General features: G+C 37.7%; 24 protein-coding genes and 2 other annotated features (1 of these 26 only partly in view). Of the genes, 19 read left to right on the top strand and 5 right to left on the bottom strand.

Going from position 1 to position 24,010, the window contains the following annotated elements:
• Window positions 1-67: 67 nt before the first annotated feature.
• From EPL02_RS12860 to EPL02_RS12825, 8 genes are all read left to right on the top strand, one after another.
• Window positions 68-1,171, top strand: a complete 1,104-nt coding sequence (locus tag EPL02_RS12860; protein ID WP_131887928.1) for an oxidoreductase — start codon at window positions 68-70, stop codon at window positions 1,169-1,171.
• Between the two features lie 237 nt (window positions 1,172-1,408).
• Window positions 1,409-2,311 (top strand): sulfite exporter TauE/SafE family protein, encoded by a 903-nt coding sequence (locus tag EPL02_RS12855; RefSeq protein ID WP_131887927.1) that lies wholly within the window; start codon window positions 1,409-1,411, stop codon window positions 2,309-2,311.
• A gap of 70 nt (window positions 2,312-2,381) precedes the next feature.
• Window positions 2,382-3,599 carry a threonine synthase gene (locus tag EPL02_RS12850; protein WP_131887926.1) on the top strand — a complete coding sequence of 406 codons (1,218 nt, stop codon included), beginning with the start codon at window positions 2,382-2,384 and terminating at the stop codon, window positions 3,597-3,599.
• Window positions 3,600-3,695: 96 nt separating this feature from the next.
• Window positions 3,696-4,163: a hypothetical protein gene (locus EPL02_RS12845; RefSeq protein WP_131887925.1), complete on the top strand. Its 468-nt coding sequence runs from the start codon at window positions 3,696-3,698 to the stop codon at window positions 4,161-4,163.
• 359 nt (window positions 4,164-4,522) lie between these two features.
• Window positions 4,523-4,969 (top strand): hypothetical protein, encoded by a 447-nt coding sequence (locus EPL02_RS12840; protein ID WP_131887924.1) that lies wholly within the window; start codon window positions 4,523-4,525, stop codon window positions 4,967-4,969.
• Window positions 4,970-4,981: 12 nt separating this feature from the next.
• A complete protein-coding gene (locus EPL02_RS12835) occupies window positions 4,982-5,278 on the top strand; it encodes a hypothetical protein (protein ID WP_094910469.1) in 297 nt (98 codons plus the stop codon).
• Between the two features lie 2 nt (window positions 5,279-5,280).
• Window positions 5,281-6,573 (top strand): glutathionylspermidine synthase family protein, encoded by a 1,293-nt coding sequence (locus EPL02_RS12830; RefSeq protein WP_131887923.1) that lies wholly within the window; start codon window positions 5,281-5,283, stop codon window positions 6,571-6,573.
• The gene (locus tag EPL02_RS12825) at window positions 6,566-6,982 is read left to right on the top strand and encodes a DUF350 domain-containing protein (RefSeq protein ID WP_131888474.1); all 417 of its coding nucleotides are present in this window, start codon (window positions 6,566-6,568) and stop codon (window positions 6,980-6,982) included. Before EPL02_RS12830 ends, EPL02_RS12825 begins: the two co-directional genes overlap by 8 nt.
• Before the next feature lie 50 nt (window positions 6,983-7,032).
• Here EPL02_RS12825 and EPL02_RS20920 read toward each other — a convergent pair whose 3' ends face one another.
• A complete protein-coding gene (locus EPL02_RS20920; RefSeq protein ID WP_165932570.1) occupies window positions 7,033-7,173 on the bottom strand; it encodes a hypothetical protein in 141 nt (46 codons plus the stop codon).
• A gap of 178 nt (window positions 7,174-7,351) precedes the next feature.
• Here EPL02_RS20920 and EPL02_RS12820 point away from each other — a divergent pair, with 178 nt between their 5' ends.
• A complete protein-coding gene (locus EPL02_RS12820; protein ID WP_094910467.1) occupies window positions 7,352-7,777 on the top strand; it encodes a DUF6843 domain-containing protein in 426 nt (141 codons plus the stop codon).
• A 24-nt stretch (window positions 7,778-7,801) separates the two neighbouring features.
• Here EPL02_RS12820 and EPL02_RS12815 read toward each other — a convergent pair whose 3' ends face one another.
• A complete protein-coding gene (locus tag EPL02_RS12815; RefSeq protein WP_131887922.1) occupies window positions 7,802-8,254 on the bottom strand; it encodes a hypothetical protein in 453 nt (150 codons plus the stop codon).
• Between the two features lie 182 nt (window positions 8,255-8,436).
• On the opposite strand from EPL02_RS12815, the gene EPL02_RS12810 reads away from it, so the two are divergent.
• Both EPL02_RS12810 and EPL02_RS12805 read left to right on the top strand, forming a co-directional pair.
• The gene (locus tag EPL02_RS12810; protein ID WP_131887921.1) at window positions 8,437-9,774 is read left to right on the top strand and encodes a sodium-dependent transporter; all 1,338 of its coding nucleotides are present in this window, start codon (window positions 8,437-8,439) and stop codon (window positions 9,772-9,774) included.
• A gap of 307 nt (window positions 9,775-10,081) precedes the next feature.
• Window positions 10,082-10,480 carry a hypothetical protein gene (locus tag EPL02_RS12805; protein ID WP_094910464.1) on the top strand — a complete coding sequence of 133 codons (399 nt, stop codon included), beginning with the start codon at window positions 10,082-10,084 and terminating at the stop codon, window positions 10,478-10,480.
• A gap of 61 nt (window positions 10,481-10,541) precedes the next feature.
• On the opposite strand, the gene EPL02_RS12800 is transcribed toward EPL02_RS12805, so the two are convergent.
• On the bottom strand, window positions 10,542-12,239 hold the full coding sequence (locus tag EPL02_RS12800) for a catalase (protein WP_131887920.1): 1,698 nt from the start codon (window positions 12,237-12,239) through the stop codon (window positions 10,542-10,544).
• Between the two features lie 425 nt (window positions 12,240-12,664).
• On the opposite strand from EPL02_RS12800, the gene EPL02_RS12795 reads away from it, so the two are divergent.
• Window positions 12,665-13,834 (top strand): C40 family peptidase, encoded by a 1,170-nt coding sequence (locus EPL02_RS12795; protein ID WP_131887919.1) that lies wholly within the window; start codon window positions 12,665-12,667, stop codon window positions 13,832-13,834.
• Between the two features lie 110 nt (window positions 13,835-13,944).
• On the top strand, window positions 13,945-14,256 hold the full coding sequence (locus tag EPL02_RS12790) for an MTH1187 family thiamine-binding protein (protein WP_094910461.1): 312 nt from the start codon (window positions 13,945-13,947) through the stop codon (window positions 14,254-14,256).
• 34 nt (window positions 14,257-14,290) lie between these two features.
• Here EPL02_RS12790 and EPL02_RS12785 read toward each other — a convergent pair whose 3' ends face one another.
• Both EPL02_RS12785 and EPL02_RS12780 read right to left on the bottom strand, forming a co-directional pair.
• On the bottom strand, window positions 14,291-14,755 hold the full coding sequence (locus tag EPL02_RS12785; protein ID WP_094910460.1) for a YcdB/YcdC domain-containing protein: 465 nt from the start codon (window positions 14,753-14,755) through the stop codon (window positions 14,291-14,293).
• 103 nt (window positions 14,756-14,858) lie between these two features.
• Window positions 14,859-16,460 carry a PucR family transcriptional regulator gene (locus EPL02_RS12780; protein ID WP_094910459.1) on the bottom strand — a complete coding sequence of 534 codons (1,602 nt, stop codon included), beginning with the start codon at window positions 16,458-16,460 and terminating at the stop codon, window positions 14,859-14,861.
• Between the two features lie 189 nt (window positions 16,461-16,649).
• Here EPL02_RS12780 and EPL02_RS12775 point away from each other — a divergent pair, with 189 nt between their 5' ends.
• The 6 genes from EPL02_RS12775 (at window position 16,650) to EPL02_RS12750 (ending at window position 23,417) form a co-directional block, all read left to right on the top strand.
• Window positions 16,650-18,038: a YfcC family protein gene (locus EPL02_RS12775; RefSeq protein WP_286175428.1), complete on the top strand. Its 1,389-nt coding sequence runs from the start codon at window positions 16,650-16,652 to the stop codon at window positions 18,036-18,038.
• A gap of 93 nt (window positions 18,039-18,131) precedes the next feature.
• Complete coding sequence (allC, locus tag EPL02_RS12770; RefSeq protein WP_131887917.1) at window positions 18,132-19,382, top strand: allantoate deiminase; 1,251 nt, start codon at window positions 18,132-18,134, stop codon at window positions 19,380-19,382.
• A gap of 12 nt (window positions 19,383-19,394) precedes the next feature.
• Window positions 19,395-20,636: a pyridoxal-phosphate-dependent aminotransferase family protein gene (locus EPL02_RS12765; protein WP_094910456.1), complete on the top strand. Its 1,242-nt coding sequence runs from the start codon at window positions 19,395-19,397 to the stop codon at window positions 20,634-20,636.
• Window positions 20,637-20,664: 28 nt separating this feature from the next.
• Window positions 20,665-22,278, top strand: coding sequence for a gamma-glutamyltransferase family protein (locus EPL02_RS12760; RefSeq protein ID WP_131887916.1), 1,614 nt, complete (start codon window positions 20,665-20,667; stop codon window positions 22,276-22,278).
• 33 nt (window positions 22,279-22,311) lie between these two features.
• A complete protein-coding gene (locus tag EPL02_RS12755) occupies window positions 22,312-22,890 on the top strand; it encodes a chromate transporter (protein WP_131887915.1) in 579 nt (192 codons plus the stop codon).
• On the top strand, window positions 22,887-23,417 hold the full coding sequence (locus EPL02_RS12750) for a chromate transporter (protein WP_094910453.1): 531 nt from the start codon (window positions 22,887-22,889) through the stop codon (window positions 23,415-23,417). The genes EPL02_RS12755 and EPL02_RS12750 overlap by 4 nt, the downstream gene beginning before the upstream one ends.
• Before the next feature lie 266 nt (window positions 23,418-23,683).
• Window positions 23,684-23,888, top strand: a binding site (T-box leader).
• A gap of 69 nt (window positions 23,889-23,957) precedes the next feature.
• Window positions 23,958-24,010, top strand: a binding site (T-box leader); it runs 152 nt beyond the window's last position.

Genomic DNA, 24,010 nt, shown 5'->3' with positions numbered 1-24,010 from the left:
TATGTGATAAATCGTTATAAAGGATTGAAATAAAAGCCAAGCTAAAAGAAAAAAGGGTGTGAAACCTTTGAACGCCTCATATGAGAAATTATTTAAACATTTTAAGTTTGTACATGGAATGGAAATGAAAAATCGCCTTGTTATGGGGCCTGTATTTACGCAGAGTTCTCATGGGAATGGAGAGCTGTCTGAAAAAGATATGGCTTTTTATCGAGAACGAATCAAGGACGTTAGCATGGTAATAGTGGGACCTGCTTATATAGAAGAAGGCGGAAAAGTAATGGATGGTCAACTAGGAATTCACAGAGATTACGTAGCAAGAAAGCTACACGAATTTACAGCTATGGCAAAAAGAATGAAGGTTAAAACCATTTTGCGTATCTCTCATGGTGGCGCTTTGTCAGCTGAGTATTTAAAAGTTGGGGAGGAAGCAGTTGCTCCTAGTAGGGTAGCAGTTCGTAGGAAAGGAAAAAAGCCAAAAGAATTAAATGAAACCCAAATGAATCATGCGCTACATGCGTTTGCCCGTGCAACCGAGCGTGCCATTCAAGCAGGATTTGATGGGGTTGAAATTGAAGGAGGGAGCGGACACCTTTTACAGCAGTTTACTTCAAAGCAAGCGAATCATCGTAAAGATAATTTTGGAGGAACAGCGGAACATCGTCTATCTTTTTCCATTGAAGTCATTCGTACGATCTCAAAAGTTATTAAAAGCGCTACTAATAGACCTTTTTTGCTTGGCTATGCAATGACTCCAGAAGAAAAAGGGTATGGAGGCAATACGGTGGATGATACCATGAAATGGATTGATCAGTTAATTGAAGAACAAGTTGACTATGTTCATTTAGAAGTTCAATCTTTCCATGCTAAAACAGCCCACCATAAAGAAGGTGAAGCTGAAGTTGTGCCGGCAATCATTAAACATGTAAATCAACGTATTCCCATTATCAGCGGCGGTAACTTGTTTACACCTCTACAAGTAGAGGAAGCAATTAGAGAAAAGTTATCCATGGTAACGATTCAACAAGCTTTAAATCTGGATCCTCACTGGGTTGAAAAAGTAAGAAGAAGCGAAGAGCCATTCTATGGAAAGCTTCCTATAGTAGAAGAGGTTGAAGCTTATCAAAAAGTAGATAGTAACGAAGTTGAAGATTTACTGGAGGAACTTTAAAGCGGCTAGTATTTATGATTTTTTAAAAACGCAGTTGACTTCTAGGAATAGTTTGAATTAAAATGAAACCATCTCATCAAAGCTGAATATAATGTAGCTATCAATGAGTGGGCTGATCGGAAAAACCGAAGGCTTCTAACAATAGGTTAGGAGTCTTTTTTTGTTACTCAAAAACAAAAAAAGACTTTAACAGTAAAAGAAAACAATTTATCTTCATGGAAGGGCAAGGGAATAAAAATGAAAAAATTACTTACGTTTGCAATTATCGGATTTTTCGCTCAATTAATTGATGGTTCGTTAGGAATGGCTTACGGAGTTACTTCAACAACTTTATTATTAACGTTTGGAATCGCACCTGCCGTCGCATCTGCATCCGTTCATTTAGCGGAGGTAGTAACCACTGCTGCATCAGGAGCTTCACATATTAGGTTTGGAAATGTCGATAAGACAACCGTATTACGCTTAGTAATTCCCGGGTCAATTGGAGCGTTTGTTGGAGCTTGCTTTTTAAGCAACATACCAGGTGATTTGGTAAAACCTTATATATCTACCTTTTTACTGCTACTAGGGGTTTACGTTTTAATACGGTTTCTATTTATCTTTAAAACAAGTGAAGAAAGGGAAGCAAAGCCATTATCTGCAAAACAGTCAATTCCTCTGGGCTTAATAGCAGGATTCGCTGATGCTACTGGGGGAGGCGGATGGGGACCAATCGCTACTCCGGTTTTGCTAACAAAACGTGGATTAAGTGCTCGTAAAGTTATCGGTACAGTGGACACGAGTGAGTTTGCTATTGCGGTTTCAGCTACTTTAGGATTTTTAATTTCGCTTGGGTGGGAACAAGTGAACTGGATGTGGGTAGCTGCTTTAATGATTGGTGGAATTATTGCAGCTCCAATTGCAGCTTGGCTTGTAAGAATTATTCCTGCACATTTACTAGGGGCTCTGGTAGGTGGCTTTATTATCTTGACTAATACACGTACCCTCCTAATGTCTAGCTCTGTTTCCACTCTTATGCAAACAGCTATCTATGCGTTTATTTTAATTGTTTGGGCTGCTTCCATTACGCTAGCACTAAGAAGAGGACAAAAAGAAAAAAGAGAAGCAGGAAACCTTTCAAATAAAGTGGTAAATAGTTAAAGGGGGCAGTTCCTATCATGTATAGGAACTGCATGTATCTCTTGCTTTATAAAAGAAAGGAGCTATTTATATGCCGTTTAGCTATGTAGAATCGTTATATTGTCCAAAATGCCAAAAAAAGTATGATGCATTGCAAGTACATCAGCTTTGCATATGCGGTTCGCCACTTTTAGTTTCATATGATTTGCAAGCAGTAAAAGATCGTGTAACAAAAGAAGAAATTGAAAAACGTCCTCCAACTTTGTGGCGCTATCACGAAGTTTTACCGATTCAAGATGAATGTAATGTTGTATCTTTAGGCGAAGGCATGACGCCTTTAATTGAAATGCAAAAGCTGGGCAGTCGTTTAGGAGTAGAAAAGCTACATATGAAGGATGAAGGGCTTGTTCCAACGGGATCATTTAAAGCTAGAGGAGCAGCTGTTGGAGTTTCAAAAGCGAAAGAGCTTGGAGTTAAAGAACTGGCAATGCCCACAAACGGAAATGCAGGGGCAGCGTGGGCATTATATGCCACAAGAGCATCAATTAAGTCACATATCGTTATGCCTGTTGACGCACCGCTAATTACAAGAAAAGAGTGTGCAATTGCAGGAGCTAACCTGTATTTAGTTGACGGTTTAATTAGCGATGCAGGTAAAATTATTAGTCAGCTCGTGAACGAAGCGGGAATTTATGATGCTTCAACGCTTAAAGAGCCTTATCGGATTGAAGGAAAGAAAACGATGGGGTATGAAATTGTCGAACAGTTGGATTGGAAGCTACCCGATGTTATTCTATACCCTACAGGTGGAGGCGTGGGTCTAATTGGTATTTATAAGGCCATCTGTGAAATGCAGGAGCTTGGTTGGGTAGAAGGGAAAATGCCAAAGCTTGTTGCGGTACAAGCAGCTGGATGTGCACCGATTGTGAAGGCTTGGGAGACTGGTGAAAAAGAGTCGGTTTTCTGGGAGAAATCAACAACAAAAGCATTTGGGATTAACGTCCCAAAAGCTATTGGAGACTTCTTAGTTCTAGACGCACTGTATGAGTCAGAGGGATGTGCCGTTGCCGTAACGGATGCAGAAATTACAAAGGAACAGTCTTTAATAGCTGAACTAGAAGGAGCTTTCGTTTGTCCAGAAGGAGCAGCAACTTTTGCAGCAGTTAGGCAGCTAAAAGCGAACGGATGGCTAAAAGGAATGGAGCACGTAGTGTGCTTAAACACTGGGCAAGGAATAAAATACCCAGAGAGTGTAGAAGAGCATGTAGAAGTTTTACAACCTAGTGAGCGAATTTCGTTTATCAGATAATGCTTGATTTAGTGTTGCTATGGTACAATAGGGATAAAAATGACCGAATGAAGATTACATAATCTGCATTGGAATATAAAGGTGTGAAAGAAGTTCGTGGTTTATTTTATTCTAGTACTTATAGCAGCAATTGAAATTATTGTTTTAGGAATTAATCGATCTGTATTTGCCAATATTCCATTGGTAGAGTTTTATATTGTCCCTCTTATAATCGTAATAGCAGTAGCTATTTTGCTGTCAAGGCGACCAAACCGAATGATGCGAATAGCTAGACAAGGCTTCTTTACCGCTGCCATTATTGTATTAGTGTTTGTACCAGTTATTTATACAAACAATCTTCCACTTTATAGTTACGAAGAGGCAAAAGATATACTTGCCCAGCGAGAGCAGCTTCTTCTATCTCAATTCATGGAAGGGGATAAAGTGTATGAAGAAAGCGGTCCACAGAATTCTCAAAGGAGACAATATTTACTAACCTTTGCGCGTGGAGAGCAAGTGTTAAAGTATGCTTTTGACCCTTTTAGCGGAGGCTTTGAACTAATATCTAGAGGCGACAAACAATAAAAAAAGACTAGCTTTTTTAGCTAGTCTTTTTTAGTTGAATGTGCGAATTCCACAAACCCTGTAACAAAGTTTTGTGGAATTCGAATGAGCACTTCTGTTCGCAATAGGAAGTTTTACCCTTTTTTCTATTACAGAATTTGTTATTATTAGGTAGGAGCTGTTAGGCTATGTAGCCACTACTCTGTTAGTACGAGGTGCAGAAGAAATGGTCAGGTTAAAATCAATGGTTTCTAGTCGGTTCAGCTAACTGAATCGATATTTTTTTGAAGAAATGTTGTTAAAAATTTGAAACCTTCATATTAATATCTCGTATATAATGATGTAATGTCACAAAAATGTCACAAATGGAGGTGGAAAAGATGAAGAGTTTATTAGAATACCGCTTATTAAAATTAAATGAAACATATCATTCAATCTATCATTATGAATCTATTGACCTAGAGCAAGTGCTCGCTCGAAGAGAATGTGAATTTTTCGTAAAAGAAGGTGTTACCTATAAGCAGCGTTCTTCTGCTATTGAAGATGACATTCATGTAATCTATGTTGATGAGTATGAGCACGCTCCTAAAGAAGAGAAGGAAAGTGATAGCGAATACTTAACGCTTGAAGTTAGAGAACTGAATTCATATCGTAATCACCCGTTGCTTACACTAAAATCCTTCTCAAACCATCTAGAAGTGCTCTCGTATCTAGGGGCTGTCTATACTTATTTCAACGGTCAAGAATGGGAACGTGATTCAGCGGAGATTGATGAAGATCGAAAAGTATATGTACTATATGTCACTGAAACAGGAGTTAAGTATTGAGGAGGAAGAAAGATGTCAAAAACACAAAAAATGATGGCTGGCGTTTTAACGACCGTAATGGTTACTTCACTCGTTGGCTGTGGGTCAAATCGCCCTCCTAAACCAAATGATGATAGCTGTAGAGATTGGGATTGGGATAAAGATACGCAAACCTATTACTGTGATAGCTCATCAAGTACAACTGGTGGAGGGCATTACTATCATAATGGGAAAACGTATAGTTCTAAAAAAGCCTTAACAAGTGACTCATCTTATAAATCCTATAAGTCTGGAATTGGGTCGGGAACCAAAGGCGGTTTCGGAGGATAAGCATGGCCGATATACGCAAACAATTTTATGAAAATATTGAATCGTTTTGGCATGATTTATATGATGAAGAGTATGCTTTATACGATATAAAAGTGGAAAAAAAAGAAAAAATTATGCAGATTAAAACCGCTGCAGATCGAGTAGGGCATGTGTTTTTTAAAACAGCTCATCTTTTGCGAAAGCTTGACGATAAGACGTTGCAATCATTAGGATTTCCGAAAGAAGTGTTACCTTATATTCGGCTTCAGACTATGGAAATAGAAACTGTGATTTCTCGAATTGATTTCATTGTTAACGAATCTGGTATCAAAGTAATGGAATTGAATGCCGACACGCCTACTTTTATTAAAGAATTATTCCACGTGAACCGTCGTGTTTGCGAGCATTTTGGGTTACATGATCCTAATCTAAATGAAGAAGAACATTTATCTCGTGTGTTAACAGAAGCTATTTTTAAAGCTTATGAAGAACTTGGGAAGACGACGTATCCGCATGTTGTTTTTTCATCGCATAGTGACCATAAAGAAGATAAGTGGACAACAACATACTTAATGGAAAAAGCAAATGTAAAAGCAAGGTATGAACCGTTAGATAAGCTTAGAATTGTAGATGAGCCAATATATGAAAATGAAGAGCTTATTTTAGAGCCAGGATTATATGATACACATGGGCAAAAAATTGATGTTCTGTATCGACAAACTTACCCCATTGAGCACTTAGTGAACGATAGAGATCCAGTTACAGATGAAGGCGTTGGTGAGATGCTTTTAAAGCTTGTAAAAGATAAGCAGCTCGCTATTATCAATCCATTATCTGCATTTTTACTGCAATCGAAAGCAGTTCAAGTTGTGATTTGGGGGCTACATGAGCAAAATCACTCATTTTTTACAAAAGAAGAGCATGAATGGATTTATACTTATTTCTTACCTACATATTTAGAAGAAGACATTTTTATACAGAATCAAATGGCTTATGTAAAAAAACCTTCGTTTGGCCGTGAGGGTGATACGGTTGAAATATATAAAGGTTCAGGTAAAAAAGTAGCTGAAGACGCTCAAAGAACGTATGAAGATGAAGTGCCTGTTTATCAACAATTCTTAGAACTTGACATAGCAGAAGTCGTCACTGAGAAAGGAAAGCAAACTGCGCACATTATGTACGGGTGTTTTTTATTAAACGGAAGGCCAAGTGCAGTTGGTATTCGAGCAGGAAATCAGATTACAGATAATGCATCGTATTACTTGCCAATTGGACTAAAAAATGAAAGTGAGGATAAAAAAAATGGCGTTGACTGAATGGATTGAATGGGGAAGTATTGGTAGCTTTCTAGCTCACGTAGTTGTAGGTTTACTTTTGTTGTTTATTGGAATCATCGTATTTGAATTAACAACAAAGTTCAATGACCGTGAACTTATTAGAAAAGGCAATCTGGCCGTTGCACTTAAGTTATGGGGAAAAGGAATTGGTCTTGCAATTGTTATCTATACCGTGTGGAGCAATAGTTTTAACTTAATTGATGCAGCTGTTTGGGGGATAGTAGGAATTGCAACACAGGTAATTGCTTATTGGATTATTGAATACATTATGACACCTAAAACAAACTTGGCAAAGAAAGTGGAAGAAGGTAATATTGCCGTTGGCTTTGCTTTGTTTGCTGCTGCAGTTGCCGTTGGCTTTATTGTTGCAGGAAGTTTAACTTATTAACTTCACTTAAAGTTTTAAAGGATGCAAAATAGACAAAGGCGATTCCTTAATTAAGGGGAATCGCTTTTTTGTATTTGGGATTGCTCTCCATCAAGAAGCTCTTTTGTGTGAGCTCGATCAGCTTGAACAATTCGTTGCTGCATATAAAAAGGAATCACAAACAGCAAAATAAATAAAAACAGATAGCCCATGTGCTTTCCTCCACTATTCAAAGTCTTGTTTTTATTATGTGAAAAACTCATAAAAATAATTCTTTTGAGAAAGTATCATCCCGCATATATTTTTCTTACTTTGTTTCGCATAGTTTTGTACGCGAAACAAACACTAAATACAGCCTTTTATACTTAATAAAATAAAGAGGGTGAATAAATGAAAAAGAGATTTTTGTTGTTAAGCTTTACGATTATCCTATTAATTAGTTGTAGTCGTTCAAATGAAACAGCTAGGCCAAGCCTTTATTTAATTCCGGATGGATATAGAGGCTGGGTGGCGGTTGAATACGATAAAGATAATGGGCAGCCTACAGAAATGGAAGGAGATTATACAGTTTTTCATGTCGATAGAAACGGGAGAAGCCGAACAAAAACGTTGCTTACACATGAAGGTTGGGCTACTAATAAATATTATTATGTAAGCGACGGCGGCGAGAGAAAAGAGTTAAAACCAGGAAAAATGATTCATGGAGCAACGGAAGGCACCGAAAATACTAATTATACAATTGAATTTTTCTTTGTAGGAAGCGCAGATGAATTTGACAAAGCAGGCGATTACAGAAGGGAATATAAAACAAACTAAAAAGTAGTCAGCTATGATTACTGGCTACTTTTTGGAATGAAAAACACTAAATTTGAGCTGTTCAATTTTAGCTAGCGCTTCTTTTTGATCTTCACTGCTTGTAACCCAGCTAGGAACGTAGACATGGAATAAGTCAGGCTCAGGAATATGTCTTGGGTGGCCGACTTTAACATACGATTCAATGTATTGTAAGTGTTCTAAGTTATATGCCCATAGTAAATGATTTGGACAAGATGTTTTTAAATACAAAGGTAAGTTAAAAAAGGGATCAAAGCCTTCTTTAATTTCAAAAGAAGTTTCCATTTTATGTGAAACCTTATCGTTATAGCCGCAGTTTGAGCAGTTACACTGATGTAACCCGTTAATATGGCTAACTGATGTGATGCGAGCACAAAGTTGACAGCTTGGGCATTGAACTAAAATAAAATTGTGAAACTTATATAAGCATTCTTTTTTGTTTTCTTGTTGATTTGTCATCACTTGTACCTCTAATTGTAAAACTTTTAGAAAAAGTAAGGAGTATTTTTACTTTAAACGTTTACTCTTTGTATTATTCATACCATAGCTTTTACAGGAAAACAATAAAAAACCTTTTCGGAACCAAAGTTGTGTGATATAGTATGACAAATCAGAAAAAATATAGAGAATGGTGAGATGAGATGAGTCAACAGGAACAATGGACATCAAAAATTGGCTTTATTTTAGCTTCGGCTGGTTCCGCTATCGGAATTGGAGCTATTTGGAAGCTTCCTTATGTAGCAGGAACAAGTGGGGGAGGAGCATTTTTTCTTCTATTTATTCTGTTTACAGCTATTATTGGTCTTCCTTTATTACTAGCAGAGTTCGTATTGGGACGTCATACCCAAAAAGAAGCGATTCGTGCTTATGACGCTGTAGCACCCAAATCCATGTGGAAGGGAATTGGCTATCTAGGGGTTATTACGTGCTTTATTTTGCTATCATTTTATAGCGTAGTTGGCGGATGGATTTTACAATACTTATTTGCTAGTGTAACAGGTGGTCTTAGTGGAGTGAAAGACTACAGTGAGTTATTTGGGAGCACAATTGCTAATCCGGTGAGCGCTGTAATTGCACAGTTCTTATTTTTACTTCTGACCATTATTGTAGTATCAAGAGGAATTCAAAACGGGATTGAAAAAGCAAATAACATTTTAATGCCTGCGCTGTTCGTGCTGTTTATAGCTATTATTATTCGCTCTTTAACGTTAGATGGCGCAATGGAAGGCGTGAAGTTTTTCCTTTATCCAGATTTTAAAAATCTAACGTCTGAAGCCATTTTATTTGCGATGGGTCAGGCATTCTTTTCATTAAGTGTGGGTGTTTCGGTAATGGTAACGTATAGCTCATACTTAACAAAGCAACAGAATTTGCCCAAGTCTGCAGTTTCTATTGCTGGTTTAAATATTGTTATATCTCTATTAGCCGGTCTTGCAATTTTCCCCGCAGTTTTTTCAATGGGAGGAGAGCCTGCAGAAGGACCTGGGCTACTATTTGTAGTTTTACCTACCATATTTGAACAACTTCCTTTTGGATTAGTATTCCAAACACTGTTTTTAGCGCTATTTTTATTTGCAACTTTAACATCGGCTTTCTCAATGCTTGAGATTATTGTGGCATCGTTAGCAAAAGGGAAATCTGGTAAGCGTGTTAAGTTGTCATGGATATCTGGAGTATTAATTTTCATTGTCGGTATACCATCAGCGCTTTCGTTTGGACCGTTAGCAGACGTAATGGTTTTTGGTAAATCAATTTTCGATGCTGCCGATTTTTTAGTAAGTAATATTTTAATGCCGTTAGGCTGCTTGCTTTTAGCACTGTTTGTACCTTGGAAGATGAAGAAAGCTGTCTTGATTGAAGAGTTTCAACAAGGTTCTAACAACGTGAAAAAGTGGTTTGCACTTTGGTTACTAGTAATTCGCTATGTAGCTCCTGTATTAATCATCATTGTATTTGTAAATATGTTAGGCTTTCTTTAATCAGTCGCGATAGAACGCTGTTTTGATGGCGTTCTTTTTGCTATGAATAAAAGGGGGATACGCAGGTGGTTAACTTCTTATATGAAATGTTTGTCGGAGCGGGAGTATTCGTTTTGGTTTTTGTTTTATTAATAATTGCTAGAGTTGCGGGGAGTAGAAAGAAGTAGGTGGTAACAAATTCTATTTGGATTTCAAAAAAAAATAGTACACGTTATTAGAAAATGTGGTAGTATAATATCCTATGAACATAATTAGACAATGTTCGCATGTATTGTGATGAAGCGTTTTTTTAGAAAGAGGGATCGTCTTGAGTGAGGAAGTTTTAGTCAAGATTCTATCTCAAGCGTATGAGCAAAACAAGACGTTACCAATTGTATCCTTAGCATCTTTCTTCGACGAAAGTAGTTTGCATTTTCGAATGAAAGCAAAGCTACCAATGGGTCTTACGTATCATACGCTTATGTCAATTCAGAATAAGACGTGTGTCCAAGATGTGTTAGTGGAAGTACTACAAGTCGATCATGTTAACAGTGATGGACCAGTTTCTGAATGTGTGTATATTTTAACAGATAGCACAGTAAAAGAGGTTGAACAGTGGGTTGCACCACTGCAGCCGGCAATGGTGTGCGAAGGATATTTATATGGCGAACCGTATAATGCGCCACAGCTAAAACATGATTACCGCGTGTTTGCTGTCAAATGGTAATACCGTTTCGATTAAAAAAGACACCCTACTACTAGGGTGTCTTTTTTTAGCTTAAATATGATTAATAAGGGTGAGCATCGTGCCCTTTTTGCTCAGCTTCTTGCACAGCATCAGAAGCCTTATTACTACCTAAAGGAGAACCCCCTTCAGCTGGAAATTCACCAAATGATGGAGTGATTTCAGATCCAGCTTCCATATCATAGGTGCCGTCATCGTTCATCGTAAAGCCAATACCAGCTGCCACTTGTCGACCATAGTCTTTGTCGCACTTTGTCAAAAGCTCAATCATACGCTGTTGAATCTGTTGATGACAAGGCTTAAGTCCGTCTACAAGGTTTTGGATTAAATCTTTACGCTCCCATTCTTCGAGTAAACGATAGCGCTCACCAGCTTGTTTAAAATCATTTGTACGTTCAATTTTTTCTTTTTTAAGATGCCCCTCTACTTTAGGTTGATGAGGCTTAGGTCTGTCTGTTGCTTCTTTTAGACCACCTAATAGCGAAGGTTCATAGTTAACATGAGGATTTTGGCTTGGAGCTTCATCCACATGGTAAGCCATTTGACCGTCTCGCTGATTTGTTGCTACATGTTTTTTGGGCGCATTAATTGGAAGCTGTAAATAATTCGCACCAACCCGATGACGCTGAGTATCTGAGTAGGAGAACGTTCTACCTTGAAGCATTTTGTCATCAGAGAAGTCAAGGCCATCTACTAATACACCAGTTCCGAACGACACTTGCTCCGTTTCAGCAAATACATTTTTGGGGTTTTTATTAAGAACCATTTTGCCTACAGGCAGAAATGGAAATTGATCTTCAGGCCAAATCTTTGTATCATCTAAAGGATCAAAATCCAGTTCGGGATGCTCGCCATCCTCCATTATTTGCATACAAAGTTCCCATTCTGGATAATCTCCCTTTTCAATTGCTTCATATAAATCTTGCGTAGCGTGACTAATATTCTTTGCCTGAATAGCTTCTGCTTCGCTTTGAGTAAGATTTTTAATACCTTGTTTTGGCTCCCAGTGATATTTAACTAAAAAGGCATCACCATTTTTATTTACCCATTTATATGTATTAACTCCTGAGCCCTGCATTTGACGGTAATTAGCTGGAATACCCCATGGAGAAAACAAAAAGGTAATCATATGCATTGATTCAGGCGTTTGACAAATGAAATCGAAAATTCGTTCCGTATCTTGTCTGTTAGTTACAGGGTCTGGTTTAAATGAGTGGATAAGGTCTGGGAATTTAATTGCATCGCGGATGAAAAAGATTTTTAAGTTATTTCCAACCAAGTCCCAATTTCCATCCTCAGTGTAAAATTTAACGGCAAAGCCTCGAGGGTCACGCATCGTTTCTGGAGAATCTTTTCCATGAGTAACAGTAGAAAAACGTACAAATACAGGAGTTTGTTTACCTGCTCCTGAAAAAACCTTTGCACGCGTGTAGTTCTCTACAGGTTCGTTACCTACTTTTCCGTATGTTTCAAAGTACCCGTGAGCACCGGTTCCTCTAGCGTGAACTACACGCTCTGGTATGCGCTCTCTATCGAAATGGGCTAGCTTTTCAATTAGTTGATAGTTCTCTAAAGTAGCAGGGCCGCGATTTCCGACTGTGCGACTGTTTTGATTATCACGAATGGGGTGTCCTTGACGTGTTGTTAATGTCTGTTCATTTTCACCTTCAGTAAATCGTTTATCTTCAGAATCACCAGCTCCACTTACGTTCGTACCGTGAATCCCGTCTTTGTTAGACATTTACGTATTCCTCCAATCAACTTAAGTAACTACAGTACACTATTTTTTTCCATGTTTTATCATTTTATGCATTCTACTTCACCTCAAAAGGTGCATAAACGAAAAAAAAACAAAAAAGTTTCAGGTTTTGTGAAAAATACGACGAACTATACAAAAAAATAATTGAAATATAAACATAATGTTAAAGGTGATTTTAGAACCAACCTTACCCTCTAAAAAGGAATTTAAATGTTAAATAAAGTTAATTAAATATATCTATATACTTATGTAGTGCTAAAAATGTCATTCTGTAGACACAGAAATGGAAGAAAAATGTCGGTTCTTGTAACAAAAATGTAATATTAGTGATGTTATTTTGTAATACAGTGTTGTTACAATGTAAACGTCTTAGATTAGTAGATTATGACAATGGAGGAACCTTTTCTATGAAAAAGTTAATATATTCTTTAGCATTATGTGGATCTTTAACAGTAGTACCAACAATTAGTGAAGCGGCATTAGGTGATACAACTTTACGTCCAGGAATGAGTAATTCAGATGTAAAACAATTACAACAACAATTAAAAAACAAGGGTTATTTTACATACGGAACAACTACAAATTATTATGGGACAATTACAAAAAGCGCAGTTATGAATTTTCAGCGTGCGAACGGATTAGCAGCAGATGGGATTGCTGGTAAGAACACATTTAATAAACTGCTGGGAAGCAGCTCTAGCACATCGAACACATCTAGCACATTATTACGTGTTGGTTCTAGAGGTGCAGCTGTTCAATCTTTACAACAGCAGTTAAAAAACAAGGGTTATTTCAAGGGAAATACTACTCAGTATTTCGGTTCAGTTACAAAAAATGCAGTTATGGCTTTTCAACGTGCGAATGGCCTATCAGTAGATGGAATTGCGGGACCAGCTACGCTTAACAAATTGAAAAGTGGTGGGACTAGCGCTGGTTCAGGCTCAACTTCAACAGGTACGTCATCTGTTTTACGTCAGGGTATGTCTGGATCGTCAGTAAGTAGCTTGCAACAAAAATTAAAAAATAAAGGCTATTTCTCTGCAAAGGTAACGGGATACTATGGCTCAATCACAACAAGCGCAGTTCGCTCGTTCCAACGTGCAAATGGCTTATCAGCAGATGGAATCGCAGGACCAGCTACAATGAGTAAGTTAGGTTCTAGCTCAAGTTCAAATAACACTACATCTAATCCAAGTGTTAGTACACCATCAAGTTCTAGTGCATCACAAGTAATTTCATACGGTAAACGTTTCATTGGAACACCATACGTATGGGGAGGAACTTCTCCGAGTGGGTTTGACTGTAGTGGATTCTTAAACTATGTATATCGTAACGCTGCAGGAGTTAGTTTACCTCGTACAGTTGCGAGTATTTACAGTACAGGAACGCGTGTTAGCACACCAAGTCCTGGAGATATTGTATTTTTTGAAACGTATCAGCCAGGTGCAAGCCATGCGGGAATTTACTTAGGTGGAGGTCAATTCCTTCATGCATCATCATCTAAAGGTGTTATGATTAGCTCTATGAGCAACTCATACTGGCAGCCTCGTTATTTAGGTGCAAAACGTTATCTATAAGTTTTAAAAAGGGGAGGATATACTCTCCCCTTTTTTGGCATTGAAACAAGATAAGTATGACTCTTGTTTCTTTTTGGTATGATAAATATGAAAAAGGAGGAAGAAGTACTATGGCGATTGTAGATTTAACGATTATACCGGTAGGGACTAAAACACCCAGCGTCAGTCAATACGTAGCAGATATTCAGAAAGTATTGGAAAAACATAAAGAGGAAGTAGAATACCAGTTAACTCCGATGAATACGCTTATTGAAGGTGAACTAAGTCTCTTGTTGAAGATTGTTCAAGAATTACATGAAGTTCCGTTTGAAAATGGGATTGAGCGAGTCTGTACCAATTTGCGTATCGATGATCGACGAGATAAAAAACATACAATGGCTGGTAAAATAAAGGCTGTTGAATTAAAAATGAACCAAAACTAGCAGCTAGTAGTAGCTGCTAGTTTTTTGTTGTTATTTACGGAGAAGTCGATGATAAAGAGTATGTATTTATTTCATCATGGCAAAGAAACTTCGTTAATTGAGAGCCGTTAAAGATAAAGGAATACGCTGGTTCGGCTTTTTCTTCTTGGAAAAATAAAATAGAAGTTTTAGTAGCTGCTTGAAGTAACTGTACATTTAAAATATCAAGATTAGGTAAGTCAGTATAATATAGGAGAAAATCCTTTGAATAAATTAATAAAGACTCCGGATTTCCAGGTTTCATAGCGTGATCTTCCCAAATGTTTAGTTCTTTTATTTCTTGTGTTTTGGCATTAAATATGATGTTGATCGCTTCTTCCGTATGCTCAGGGTTGTTCCAGGAAAAAATATACATAGATTTTGAATCGTTGGTATATTCTACGGATACTTGTAGTACCCAATGTGTAGGAATGTTAATAATACGGTTTGCTTTATCAATAAGCTGTTTCCGCTCACTCATATGAATACCCCTTTCAACTCTAGTAGTTCTCTCTTTTATATACGATAAACATAATGAAAAAGTTTCAAAAAAGAAGCTCTTACATGTATGTAAGAGCTCTTTTCTAAATAAAGTTAGAGTGTAAGTGCGTGTGAATTTGAAATGCAATTCGTAGTCGGAGCGTTTCTTCCGGTGTATGAATTGATTTTCCTAATATTTCTTCACACTTTTCAATTCGATAAATAACGGTGTTTCTATGAATAAATAGTTGTTTAGCTGTTTCGGATATTTGGCAATTTAAATTTAGATAAGTAGATAATGTATCTAACAAAATAGATTGATCTTTCCGGTCGTAATGAAGAAGCCCTTCTAGCGCTTTTTCGTGATATTCTTCTAAGTCTGCTGAGGGAATAAGCCTTAAAAGTTCTCGGAATTGTTTTGGTTGATAAAACTGAATATTAGCTGCTTGATCGGTAGTTTGAATATTTTCAAGTGCTTCAATCGCTTCCTGATATGAATCTATCACGGTTAATAGCGTCTGGCTTTGATTTCCTATTCCAAAGCATAAATTTTGTTTGTAATGTCTCTTTACAACCTTTTGAATAAGGATAAGCTGGTTGGCGATAAATTGGTGTTTGTCATAACTGTCAGGGAAAAATAAAATGACGTAGCGATTATCCTGTGTAAATAATAAGCTTGGAATAGGTTGTTTTAATAATTCGTACTCGATGAGCTCGTAAATCATTTCGCTATCTGTGTATGTATAGTGTTGTGGTGGTATTTTTCCAACCGCACAAATGTACTTTTTATCAGGAGAGAGTCCGATCTGCTTTCCATGATAAGTGGCTTCATCTATATTTTTGAAGTGTTCATGGGTTAATTGATGAAAATATTCATTTTTCTTTCGGCGCTCAGCTTCTTTTAAGGCATGTTGACGCATCATTTCAAAAGAAAGGACATTTGCTGCTTGTTCAATTGTTAATAATGATGAATCGTTTGGCAACATGCTGCGATAAATAACTAGAAAATTGTTCTTATGTGTATGTGTCGGAATTAAGAATAAGCTTAATTCTTGTTTGGTTTTTGTGACAGAAAACGTAGTGTAACTAGCTTTGAGATGAAAAAAATTATTTATCTGAACAGATATTTTTTCTAAAGAAAATAATTCTTTTTCTTCTTTTTTTTCAGTGTGAAACAATAAATTTCCGTGAGGGTCAAATAGCCCAACTGGAGCGTCGCATAACGTTTGAAGCGAATGTAATATTTTTTCAACACCGTTTCCTTGTAGAATGTACGAAGAAAAGAGTTGATGAGTCATCATTGCTTGTTGAAGGTCGCTTGTCTTTTTATCTAAGATAAAGCTTAAAGATTCGTTGATGATGGAGCCCAGTGCTTCGTCTGTTTGTAGATCGATAATAGGGAAGTTTAGCTTCTCTGCAAGTTCACAAATAGATGAAGGTACCTGTTCGAAGAATCGCTTTGTTTTTATCGCTAGACCTGCACACTGTTTTTTGGCCATTCCCTCTACTAATTGTAATAAGTTTTCCTCTTTTTCTTTAAAGTGATAGCCTGTTGTAACGAGTAGTTCTCCTTCTTTTAGAAATGTCAAAATATCTGGAGCGTCCATCATGTTGATATTTTGCACGGTTCTTGTTAGTCCGTTTTTTCCAGCTACAACAGATGCGCTAGCATACGGTCTACTGCTTAATAGTGTTTGTAACTCCATGTTCCCACCCCTTGTTATGAAAAGTCACATAAAATATTGACATACTCTTATTTTAAACCATAAGTTAGTTAAAATAAATAAAAAATTCAGAAAAAAATGTATAAAAAGTAGATGAAACCAGATGTTTTCTTTTGTAAGATATTTTATATAACGTAACGTGTTATGAAATATAACAAAAGGAGGGGTTGGATGTCTCAACCAATTTTAAAAGAACATTCATTAAAAGAGGTAAAGAAAAAAAGGGAGTTCCCCCATATTTATTTCATGCTAGCTATTATTATTGGTGTGATGACTATTGCTACATATTTAATTCCAGCAGGAACATATGACCGGGTTCAAGGAGACGATGGGAGAGAAATGATTGATCCAACTTCTTATACGGAATTGGAATCAAGCCCTGTAAGTTTGCTAGGTATGCTAAAAGCTGTTCCACAAGGCATGGTTGAAGCAGCTCCAGTAATTTTCTTTACATTTGTAATTGGAGGAGTATTTGTAACACTTCGATCAGCAGGTGTAATTGAACTTGGGGTTGGAAAGATTGCAATGAGCTTCTCTCATAAGCCTAAGCTACTAATATCAGTATTTATGTTTACTTTTGCATTAATAGCCTGCTTTATTGGAACGCCTGAATTAGCCATTGTCTATGTCCCAGTAATTATGCCACTTATGCTGTCCCTGGGGTATGACCGAGTCACAGCTGCAGCCATTTCATTATGTGGTACCATCGCTGGTTTTACAGCGGCTCTTACAAATCCCTTTACAGTAGGAACAGCACAGATGGTTGCTGGCCTTCCCTTATACTCAGGCATGATTTATCGAATAATTTGCTTTCTCATTATCATTATAATTGGTATAGCTTATGTCATGAGGTATGCAGAAAAAACTCGTACTAAGCCAAAGGATGCTATCAAATCACACACTTTAAAGAGTAATGTTACAAATAGACAAAAGGTTGCTGGCATTGTAACGGCTCTGTTTTTTATAGGAATGATTGCAGGCGTTATTTTGTATCGTTGGGATATGGTGACACTAGGGGGCTATTTTATTGCAATGGGAATTATTCCTGCTTTAATTGTAGGAATGGGTTCTAAAGAAATCGCTGAATCATTTAACGAGGGGTTTCGAGATGTTTTAGTGGGTGCAATGGTTTGTGGAATTGCTAGAGCCGTAGCTGTTGTGATGAACGAAGGTCAAATCATGGATACAATTGTATATGGGATTTCTACTGTTATTTCACAACTTCCTGAAAGTGTTACCGTAATAGGAATGCTAATTACGCAAAGTTTATTTAATTTCTTTGTACCAAGTGGGAGTGGGCAAGCACTTATTATGATGCCAATTATGGCGCCGTTAGCAGACTTAGTAGGTATTACGAGACAAACAGCTATTCTAGCTTTTCAGTTTGGAGATGGCTTTTCCAATATTTTGTTCCCTACATCAGGATACTTTATGGCTACGCTAGCGATTGCTGGAGTAGGGTGGAATCGCTGGGTGAAATTTATTCTTCCACTTTTCCTACTGTGGATGAGTGCTGGGGCTATACTGTTAGTTGTAGCAAACTTAATTGGGTGGTATTAGTTATATTAGCTAAAAAAACGCCTTTTTTTTGGAGAATTTGTCAATGAAAATTACTTTTAGATTCCGTAAAATGAAAAGAAAGAGGTGGGAAAGATGGTTGCTGAAATGAAGGGGAAATCAAAGCTCTGCTTACAAGTTGAAAAAGATCTTCAGTGGCTTTCTCAATTTGGAGCAGATACTAAAAAAGGTGTTACGCGCTTACTATATTCACCAGAATGGTACGCTGCTCAAGAAGCATTAAAAGAGAAAATGACGCAAAATCAATTAACTGCTTACTATGATGATGTTGGTAATCTTTATGGAAGGCTTCAAGGGATAGAAGAGGAGCATAAAACAATTTTAGTCGGATCACACGTAGATACAGTTGTATATGGAGGTAAATATGACGGAGCGTTTGGAATTATCGCAGGTCTTATAGCGGTAGAGTACTTACGAGAAACGCACGGAATGCCGAAGCAATCAATTGAAGTAGTGTCTCTCTGTGAAGAAGAAGGAAGTCGCTTTCCTTTAACCTATTGGGGTTCTGGCAACATCGTTGGATTGTATAATTCTGAAAATATAAGTCAAGAGATTAAAGATCGAGAAAACATTCCGTTAAAGAAAGCGATGGAACGATATCAATTTGGAAAAGGACACTATAAAAAACCGTTCAGAAAAGATATTTCACATTTTATTGAGCTACATATTGAGCAAGGCGAGCAGCTTGAAAAAAAGCAGCTTGATATCGGAGTTGTATCAAGTATTGCAGGACAAAAAAGGTTTACTGTAACCGTACAAGGAGAGAGCAATCATGCTGGAACAACACCGATGACTCATCGCAAAGACGCTTTAGCAGCAAGTTGTCGTTTCATTACCGCTCTCTTAGACATGAGTGAAAAATATGGAGAGAAGTTATACACGACGGTGGGAAAGCTGGATGTTTCACCTAACGTGCCAAACGTCATACCTGGAAAAGTCAGCTTTAGCATTGATATTAGGCATGGTGAAGATGGCGTCTTAGACAAAGTTGAAGATGAGATGAATGTGATACTAAAAGAAGTTGGTATAAATGCAGGTGTAACAACGGAAATTCATCGTTGGATGAATGAAAAACCCGTACAAATGGATAATTATTTATCTGAAATTTCTAAAAGTATTTCCGAGGAAAAGAACATTTCATACATGAAAATGGTGAGTGGGGCTGGCCATGATTCACAAGTGTTTGGAAGAAAATTACCCACTTGTTTATTGTTTGTACCAAGTGAAAATGGAATTAGTCATTCACCTAAAGAATACACAAGCGCTGAGCAGCTTGAGAAAGGAATTCAGGTATTAATTGAGTTACTTTACAAATTAGCCTACTAGGAGGATGTTAAGATGCTAAATAAAAAACCACTAAATGCTCCACCAAGAACAATCATGACACCTGGACCTGTAGAAGCAGACCCTAGGGTACTAAGAGCGCTTGGAACACCCATTCTTGGTCAATTCGATCCTGCGTTTACAACCATTATGAACGAGACTATGGAAATGCTGCGAGAGTTGTTCCAAACTAAAAATAAATGGGCATTTCCAATTGATGGAACGTCAAGAGCTGGGCTTGAAGCGGTATTAGCAAGTATTATTGAACCAGGAGATACAGTATTCGTGCCTATTTTTGGGCGTTTTGGTCACTTATTAACAGAGATTTCCGAGCGCTATGGAGCAGTCGTTCACAATATTGAATGCGAATGGGGAAGCGTATTTGAGCCAGAACAAGTTATTCGTGAGATTAAGAGAACAAACCCTAAAATAGTAGCTATGGTTCATGGTGAAACATCAACAGGCCGAGTTCAATCGTTAAAAGAAATTGGGAAAGCTTGCCGAGAAAACGATGCTTTATTTGTTGTTGATGCTGTTGCCACAATTGGTGGTATAGATGTCAAAGTAGATGATTGGTATATTGATGCACTTATTGCCGGAACCCAAAAGTGTGTATCCGTACCTTCGGGAATGGCGCCAATCACTTATAATGAACGAGTAGAACGTCATATTATTCAACGGAAAAAAGTGGAGAAGGGAATTGCTACAGAAGCGGATAATGCCATAAGAACAAGACCGAATATTATCAGTAACTATTTTGACTTAAGTCAACTGCAGGATTATTGGAGTGAACGTCGTCTGAATCATCATACAGAGGCAACTTCTATGTTATATGCTCTTCATGAAGGAGTTCGGATCTTGCTTGAAGAAGGTTTAGATAGGAGGTTTGCTCGCCATCAATTACATGAAAAAGCACTTGTTGCAGGTATTAAAGCGATGGGGCTATCGCTGTTTGGTGATGAGATTTCAAAGCTAACAACCGTGACCTGCGTTATGATTCCAAATGGTATTAATGGAGAAGATGTTCGCAGTACATTATTAGATCAGTTTAGAATTGAAATAGCAAGCTCATTTGGTCCTCTTCACGGTAAGATTTGGAGAATAGGTACAATGGGGTATAGTTGCCGACAAGATAACGTTCTATATACGCTTGCAGGTCTTGAAGCAGTCTTACTGAGAAAAGGAGCTTTAATCAATGCAGGGAAAGCCTTACAAGCTGCTTTAGATGTTTATGAGAGTGAATTGGTTAATGTGTGAAAATAGATCATTTTAAGGAGTGGGAGAAATGAATGAATTTTTTTTAACACATCCATACGCTTCACAAAGAATGTGTACATTTGGAAAAAATGGGATGGTTGCAACAAGTCAGCCCTTAGCAGCTCAGGCAGGTTTAGATATGCTAAAAAAGGGAGGAAACGCAGTTGATGCTGCAATTGCAACAGCAGCTTGCTTAACGGTAGTTGAGCCAACATCAAATGGAATTGGGGGAGATGCGTTTGCTCTTGTATGGGTTAATGATGAATTACATGGGTTGAATGCTAGTGGTCATGCTCCTCAATCACTTTCAATGGAAGCGTTAAAAGAAAGAGGTATTACAGGTGAAATGCCTGAATATGGTTTAACACCCGTAACCGTACCCGGTGCTCCTAGCGCTTGGGCTGCTCTGTCAAAACGATTTGGAAAGCTTCCTTTAACAGAAGTACTGCAGCCTGCAATCACATATGCACAAGAAGGGTTCCCTGTATCTCCGATTTTAGGTTACAATTGGAATGTTGCATATGAAAAGTTTAAAGAAGAATTAAAAGGGGAAGAGTTTGCTGGTTGGTTTGAAACATTTGCTCCAAATGGCAGGGCACCAAGAATTGGTGAATTGTGGTCATCCAGTAGTCATGCAGATACGCTTATTGAGATTGCGGAAACGGAAGCTGAATCATTTTACCGAGGAAGAATTGCTGAAAAAATTGATGCATTTTCTAAAGTTCATGGGGGCTTTATTCGAAAAGAGGATTTGGCAGCTTTTCAACCTGAATGGGTTAAGCCAATTTCAGTGTCTTATCGCGGCTATGATGTTTGGGAGATTCCACCAAATGGTCAAGGCTTAATTGCTCTTTTAGCACTAAATACCTTAAAAGGCTATGAGTTTAAAGCTAAAGATTCAGTCGATACGTATCATAAGCAAATTGAAGCGATGAAATTAGCCTTTGCAGATGGAAAGAAATTTATTACAGATTCTAAGTATATGAAGGTTGCTGTAGAAGATTTGTTAAACGATCAATATGCTGATGAGCGTCGAGCTTTAATTGGTGAACATGCAAGGTTACCAGAGGCTGGTCAGCCGCTTCACAGTGGAACCGTCTACTTAGCAACTGCTGATGATGAAGGGAACATGGTTTCTTTTATTCAAAGTAATTATAAGGGCTTTGGCTCGGGCGTAGTTGTTCCAGGAACAGGAATTGCTCTTCAGAACCGAGGTCATAATTTTTCACTCGATAAGGATCACGATAATCGACTAGAGCCAGGCAAAAGAACATATCATACTATTATCCCAGGATTTTTAACAAAAGATAATCAAGCAGTTGGTCCATTCGGTGTAATGGGGGCATTCATGCAGCCTCAAGGTCATGTTCAAGTAATTATGAATATGATTGATTTTGATTTGAATCCTCAAGCCTCACTAGATGCACCAAGATGGCAATGGATTAATGATAAAACCGTCCTTGTAGAAAAAGAAATGCCAAGTTATATTGTGGAAGCCCTAGAGAGAAAGGGACATGATGTTCAAGTAGCCACAAGCCGTCATTCATTTGGTAGAGGGCAAATCATTCGCAGAGATCCTCAAACAGGGGTATTGTTTGGAGGAACGGAGTCTCGAACAGATGGAGCCGTTCTAACGTACTAAGGATAGATTACAACAAAGAAAGGAGCGTATAAAATGCAGCAATTACATATTTTTATCGCGTTTTTTCGCTCGGGTATGCTTGGCTACGGAGGTGGTCCGTCCGCTATTCCACTTGTTAAAAAAGAGGTTGTTGATACATACAAGTGGATGGATAGCGATGAATTTGGTGACGTATTAGCAATTGCTAATACGCTACCTGGTCCTATTGCAACAAAGTTAGCTGGATATATTGGATATCAGGTTGGTGGAGTGTTAGGCATGATTAATGCGTTAATTGCGGCAGTAGCGCCAACTGTCTTGCTTATGGTTCTCCTTTTGACAACACTTACACAGTTTAAAGACGAGGCATGGGTAATGGGAATGACTAAAGCAGTTGTACCTGTAGTTGGCGTTATGTTAGCTGTTATGACGTGGGATTTCTTAAAAAAATCTACTGGTGGCTTAGGTTGGACAAAAGCTATTTTACTGGCATTTGTAAGTTTGATACTGATGGAGTTTATTCATGTTCACCCAGCAATTATTATTATTTTATTAATGGTTGCAGCATGGATTCCCGTTAAAAGAAAGCAAGAAGAAAAAGAAGTTCAGGAACAAAAGAGGGAAACTGTATGATTTATTGGCAATTGTTTATGGCTTTTTTTGTATCAAATATTTTAGGTTATGGAGGGGGACCGGCATCAATTCCATTAATTCAAAAAGAAGTTGTTGACCGCTACGGCTGGTTAACGGTTAATGAGTTTAGTGAAATGTTGGCAATTGGTAATGCATTACCGGGCCCAATAGCAACAAAAATGGCAGGTTTTATTGGCTATCAAGAAGCAGGTATCCTAGGAGCGTTTGTCTCATTATTAGCTACAATTGCTCCTTCTGTCATACTGCTAGTTGTCTTGTTGCGGATCTTATATAAGTATAAGGATTCACCAAACGTAAAGAAAATGACAAATTTTATTCGTCCTGTTATCGCTGTTTTACTTGGAGTTATGGCTTATGATTTCTTTGCGAGTTCCTATGTAGATTCTGGGGTATGGCAGACGCTATTTTTAATCATTGCAAGTTTTGTACTAATGGAGAAGTTACGTGTTCATCCAGCGATTGTTATTGTAGGTGCTCTGGCCTATGGTGCTATTTTTCTTGCTTAAGCTAGGCCTCACATTTGAGGTCTTTTTTTTATAGGTGAATGATAAAAAACAGTATTATTTATAAAAAAAATAAGTTTATTGAAAGCGTTTTATATGCTTGTATTTCAATGGTTTAAGGAATTGTATGGAAAAAAGAATGGGAGAGATTTTGAAAAAAAATCTAAAAAAGTATTGACGATTTAGATAAAACCATTCATAATACAAATCAACATCACACAACATCATCTAAACGTTAAGACAAACGTTTAAACACACATACATAGTTATATTGAGCGTTGATAGGAGCAATAGTAGAAAAGGTTTCCCTGTTTCAGAGAGCTGACGGTCGGTGCGAGTCAGAACAAAAACCATTCGAAGTACATTCCTTGAGCATCTTTTCTTAGTAGGAAAAGACGGCATAGCCGTTATCGTAATGAAGAGGCAAGTAAATGCTTGCAACTAGGGTGGTACCGCGATTAATTCGTCCCTACTGACCTTACCTTAAGGGTGAGATCAGTAGGGACTTTTTGTATTTACTGCCCTATCGAAAATTAAATAATGAAAAAAGCGATGAAAAGAGCATAGTAGCAACGTGTTTCCCTGTTTCAGAGAGC

Origin of the sequence: Bacillus sp. CBEL-1 (assembly GCF_004348885.1) — a bacterium.
In the GTDB taxonomy this organism is placed as follows: Bacteria; Bacillota; Bacilli; order Bacillales; family Bacillaceae_H; genus Priestia; species Priestia aryabhattai_A.
The sequence above is the reverse complement of the archived record's forward strand: the minus strand, read 5'-3'. Positions and strand labels throughout refer to the sequence as shown.

Excerpts from the sequence above, each read along its gene's own strand:
- EPL02_RS12795 (WP_131887919.1), top strand. The coding sequence starts at position 12,665 with ATGAAAAAGTTAATATATTCTTTAGCATTATGTGGATCTTTAACAGTA.
- EPL02_RS12755 (WP_131887915.1), top strand. The coding sequence starts at position 22,312 with ATGCAGCAATTACATATTTTTATCGCGTTTTTTCGCTCGGGTATGCTT.
- EPL02_RS12830 (WP_131887923.1), top strand. The coding sequence starts at position 5,281 with ATGGCCGATATACGCAAACAATTTTATGAAAATATTGAATCGTTTTGG.
- EPL02_RS12835 (WP_094910469.1), top strand. The coding sequence starts at position 4,982 with ATGTCAAAAACACAAAAAATGATGGCTGGCGTTTTAACGACCGTAATG.
- EPL02_RS12855 (WP_131887927.1), top strand. The coding sequence starts at position 1,409 with ATGAAAAAATTACTTACGTTTGCAATTATCGGATTTTTCGCTCAATTA.
- EPL02_RS12840 (WP_131887924.1), top strand. The coding sequence starts at position 4,523 with ATGAAGAGTTTATTAGAATACCGCTTATTAAAATTAAATGAAACATAT.
- EPL02_RS12790 (WP_094910461.1), top strand. The coding sequence starts at position 13,945 with ATGGCGATTGTAGATTTAACGATTATACCGGTAGGGACTAAAACACCC.
- EPL02_RS12850 (WP_131887926.1), top strand. The coding sequence starts at position 2,382 with ATGCCGTTTAGCTATGTAGAATCGTTATATTGTCCAAAATGCCAAAAA.
- allC (WP_131887917.1), top strand. The coding sequence starts at position 18,132 with ATGGTTGCTGAAATGAAGGGGAAATCAAAGCTCTGCTTACAAGTTGAA.
- EPL02_RS12765 (WP_094910456.1), top strand. The coding sequence starts at position 19,395 with ATGCTAAATAAAAAACCACTAAATGCTCCACCAAGAACAATCATGACA.
- EPL02_RS12780 (WP_094910459.1), bottom strand. The coding sequence starts at position 16,460 with ATGGAGTTACAAACACTATTAAGCAGTAGACCGTATGCTAGCGCATCT.
- EPL02_RS12820 (WP_094910467.1), top strand. The coding sequence starts at position 7,352 with ATGAAAAAGAGATTTTTGTTGTTAAGCTTTACGATTATCCTATTAATT.
- EPL02_RS12810 (WP_131887921.1), top strand. The coding sequence starts at position 8,437 with ATGAGTCAACAGGAACAATGGACATCAAAAATTGGCTTTATTTTAGCT.
- EPL02_RS12760 (WP_131887916.1), top strand. The coding sequence starts at position 20,665 with ATGAATGAATTTTTTTTAACACATCCATACGCTTCACAAAGAATGTGT.
- EPL02_RS12775 (WP_286175428.1), top strand. The coding sequence starts at position 16,650 with ATGTCTCAACCAATTTTAAAAGAACATTCATTAAAAGAGGTAAAGAAA.
- EPL02_RS12750 (WP_094910453.1), top strand. The coding sequence starts at position 22,887 with ATGATTTATTGGCAATTGTTTATGGCTTTTTTTGTATCAAATATTTTA.
- EPL02_RS12800 (WP_131887920.1), bottom strand. The coding sequence starts at position 12,239 with ATGTCTAACAAAGACGGGATTCACGGTACGAACGTAAGTGGAGCTGGT.
- EPL02_RS12815 (WP_131887922.1), bottom strand. The coding sequence starts at position 8,254 with ATGACAAATCAACAAGAAAACAAAAAAGAATGCTTATATAAGTTTCAC.
- EPL02_RS20920 (WP_165932570.1), bottom strand. The coding sequence starts at position 7,173 with ATGGGCTATCTGTTTTTATTTATTTTGCTGTTTGTGATTCCTTTTTAT.
- EPL02_RS12785 (WP_094910460.1), bottom strand. The coding sequence starts at position 14,755 with ATGAGTGAGCGGAAACAGCTTATTGATAAAGCAAACCGTATTATTAAC.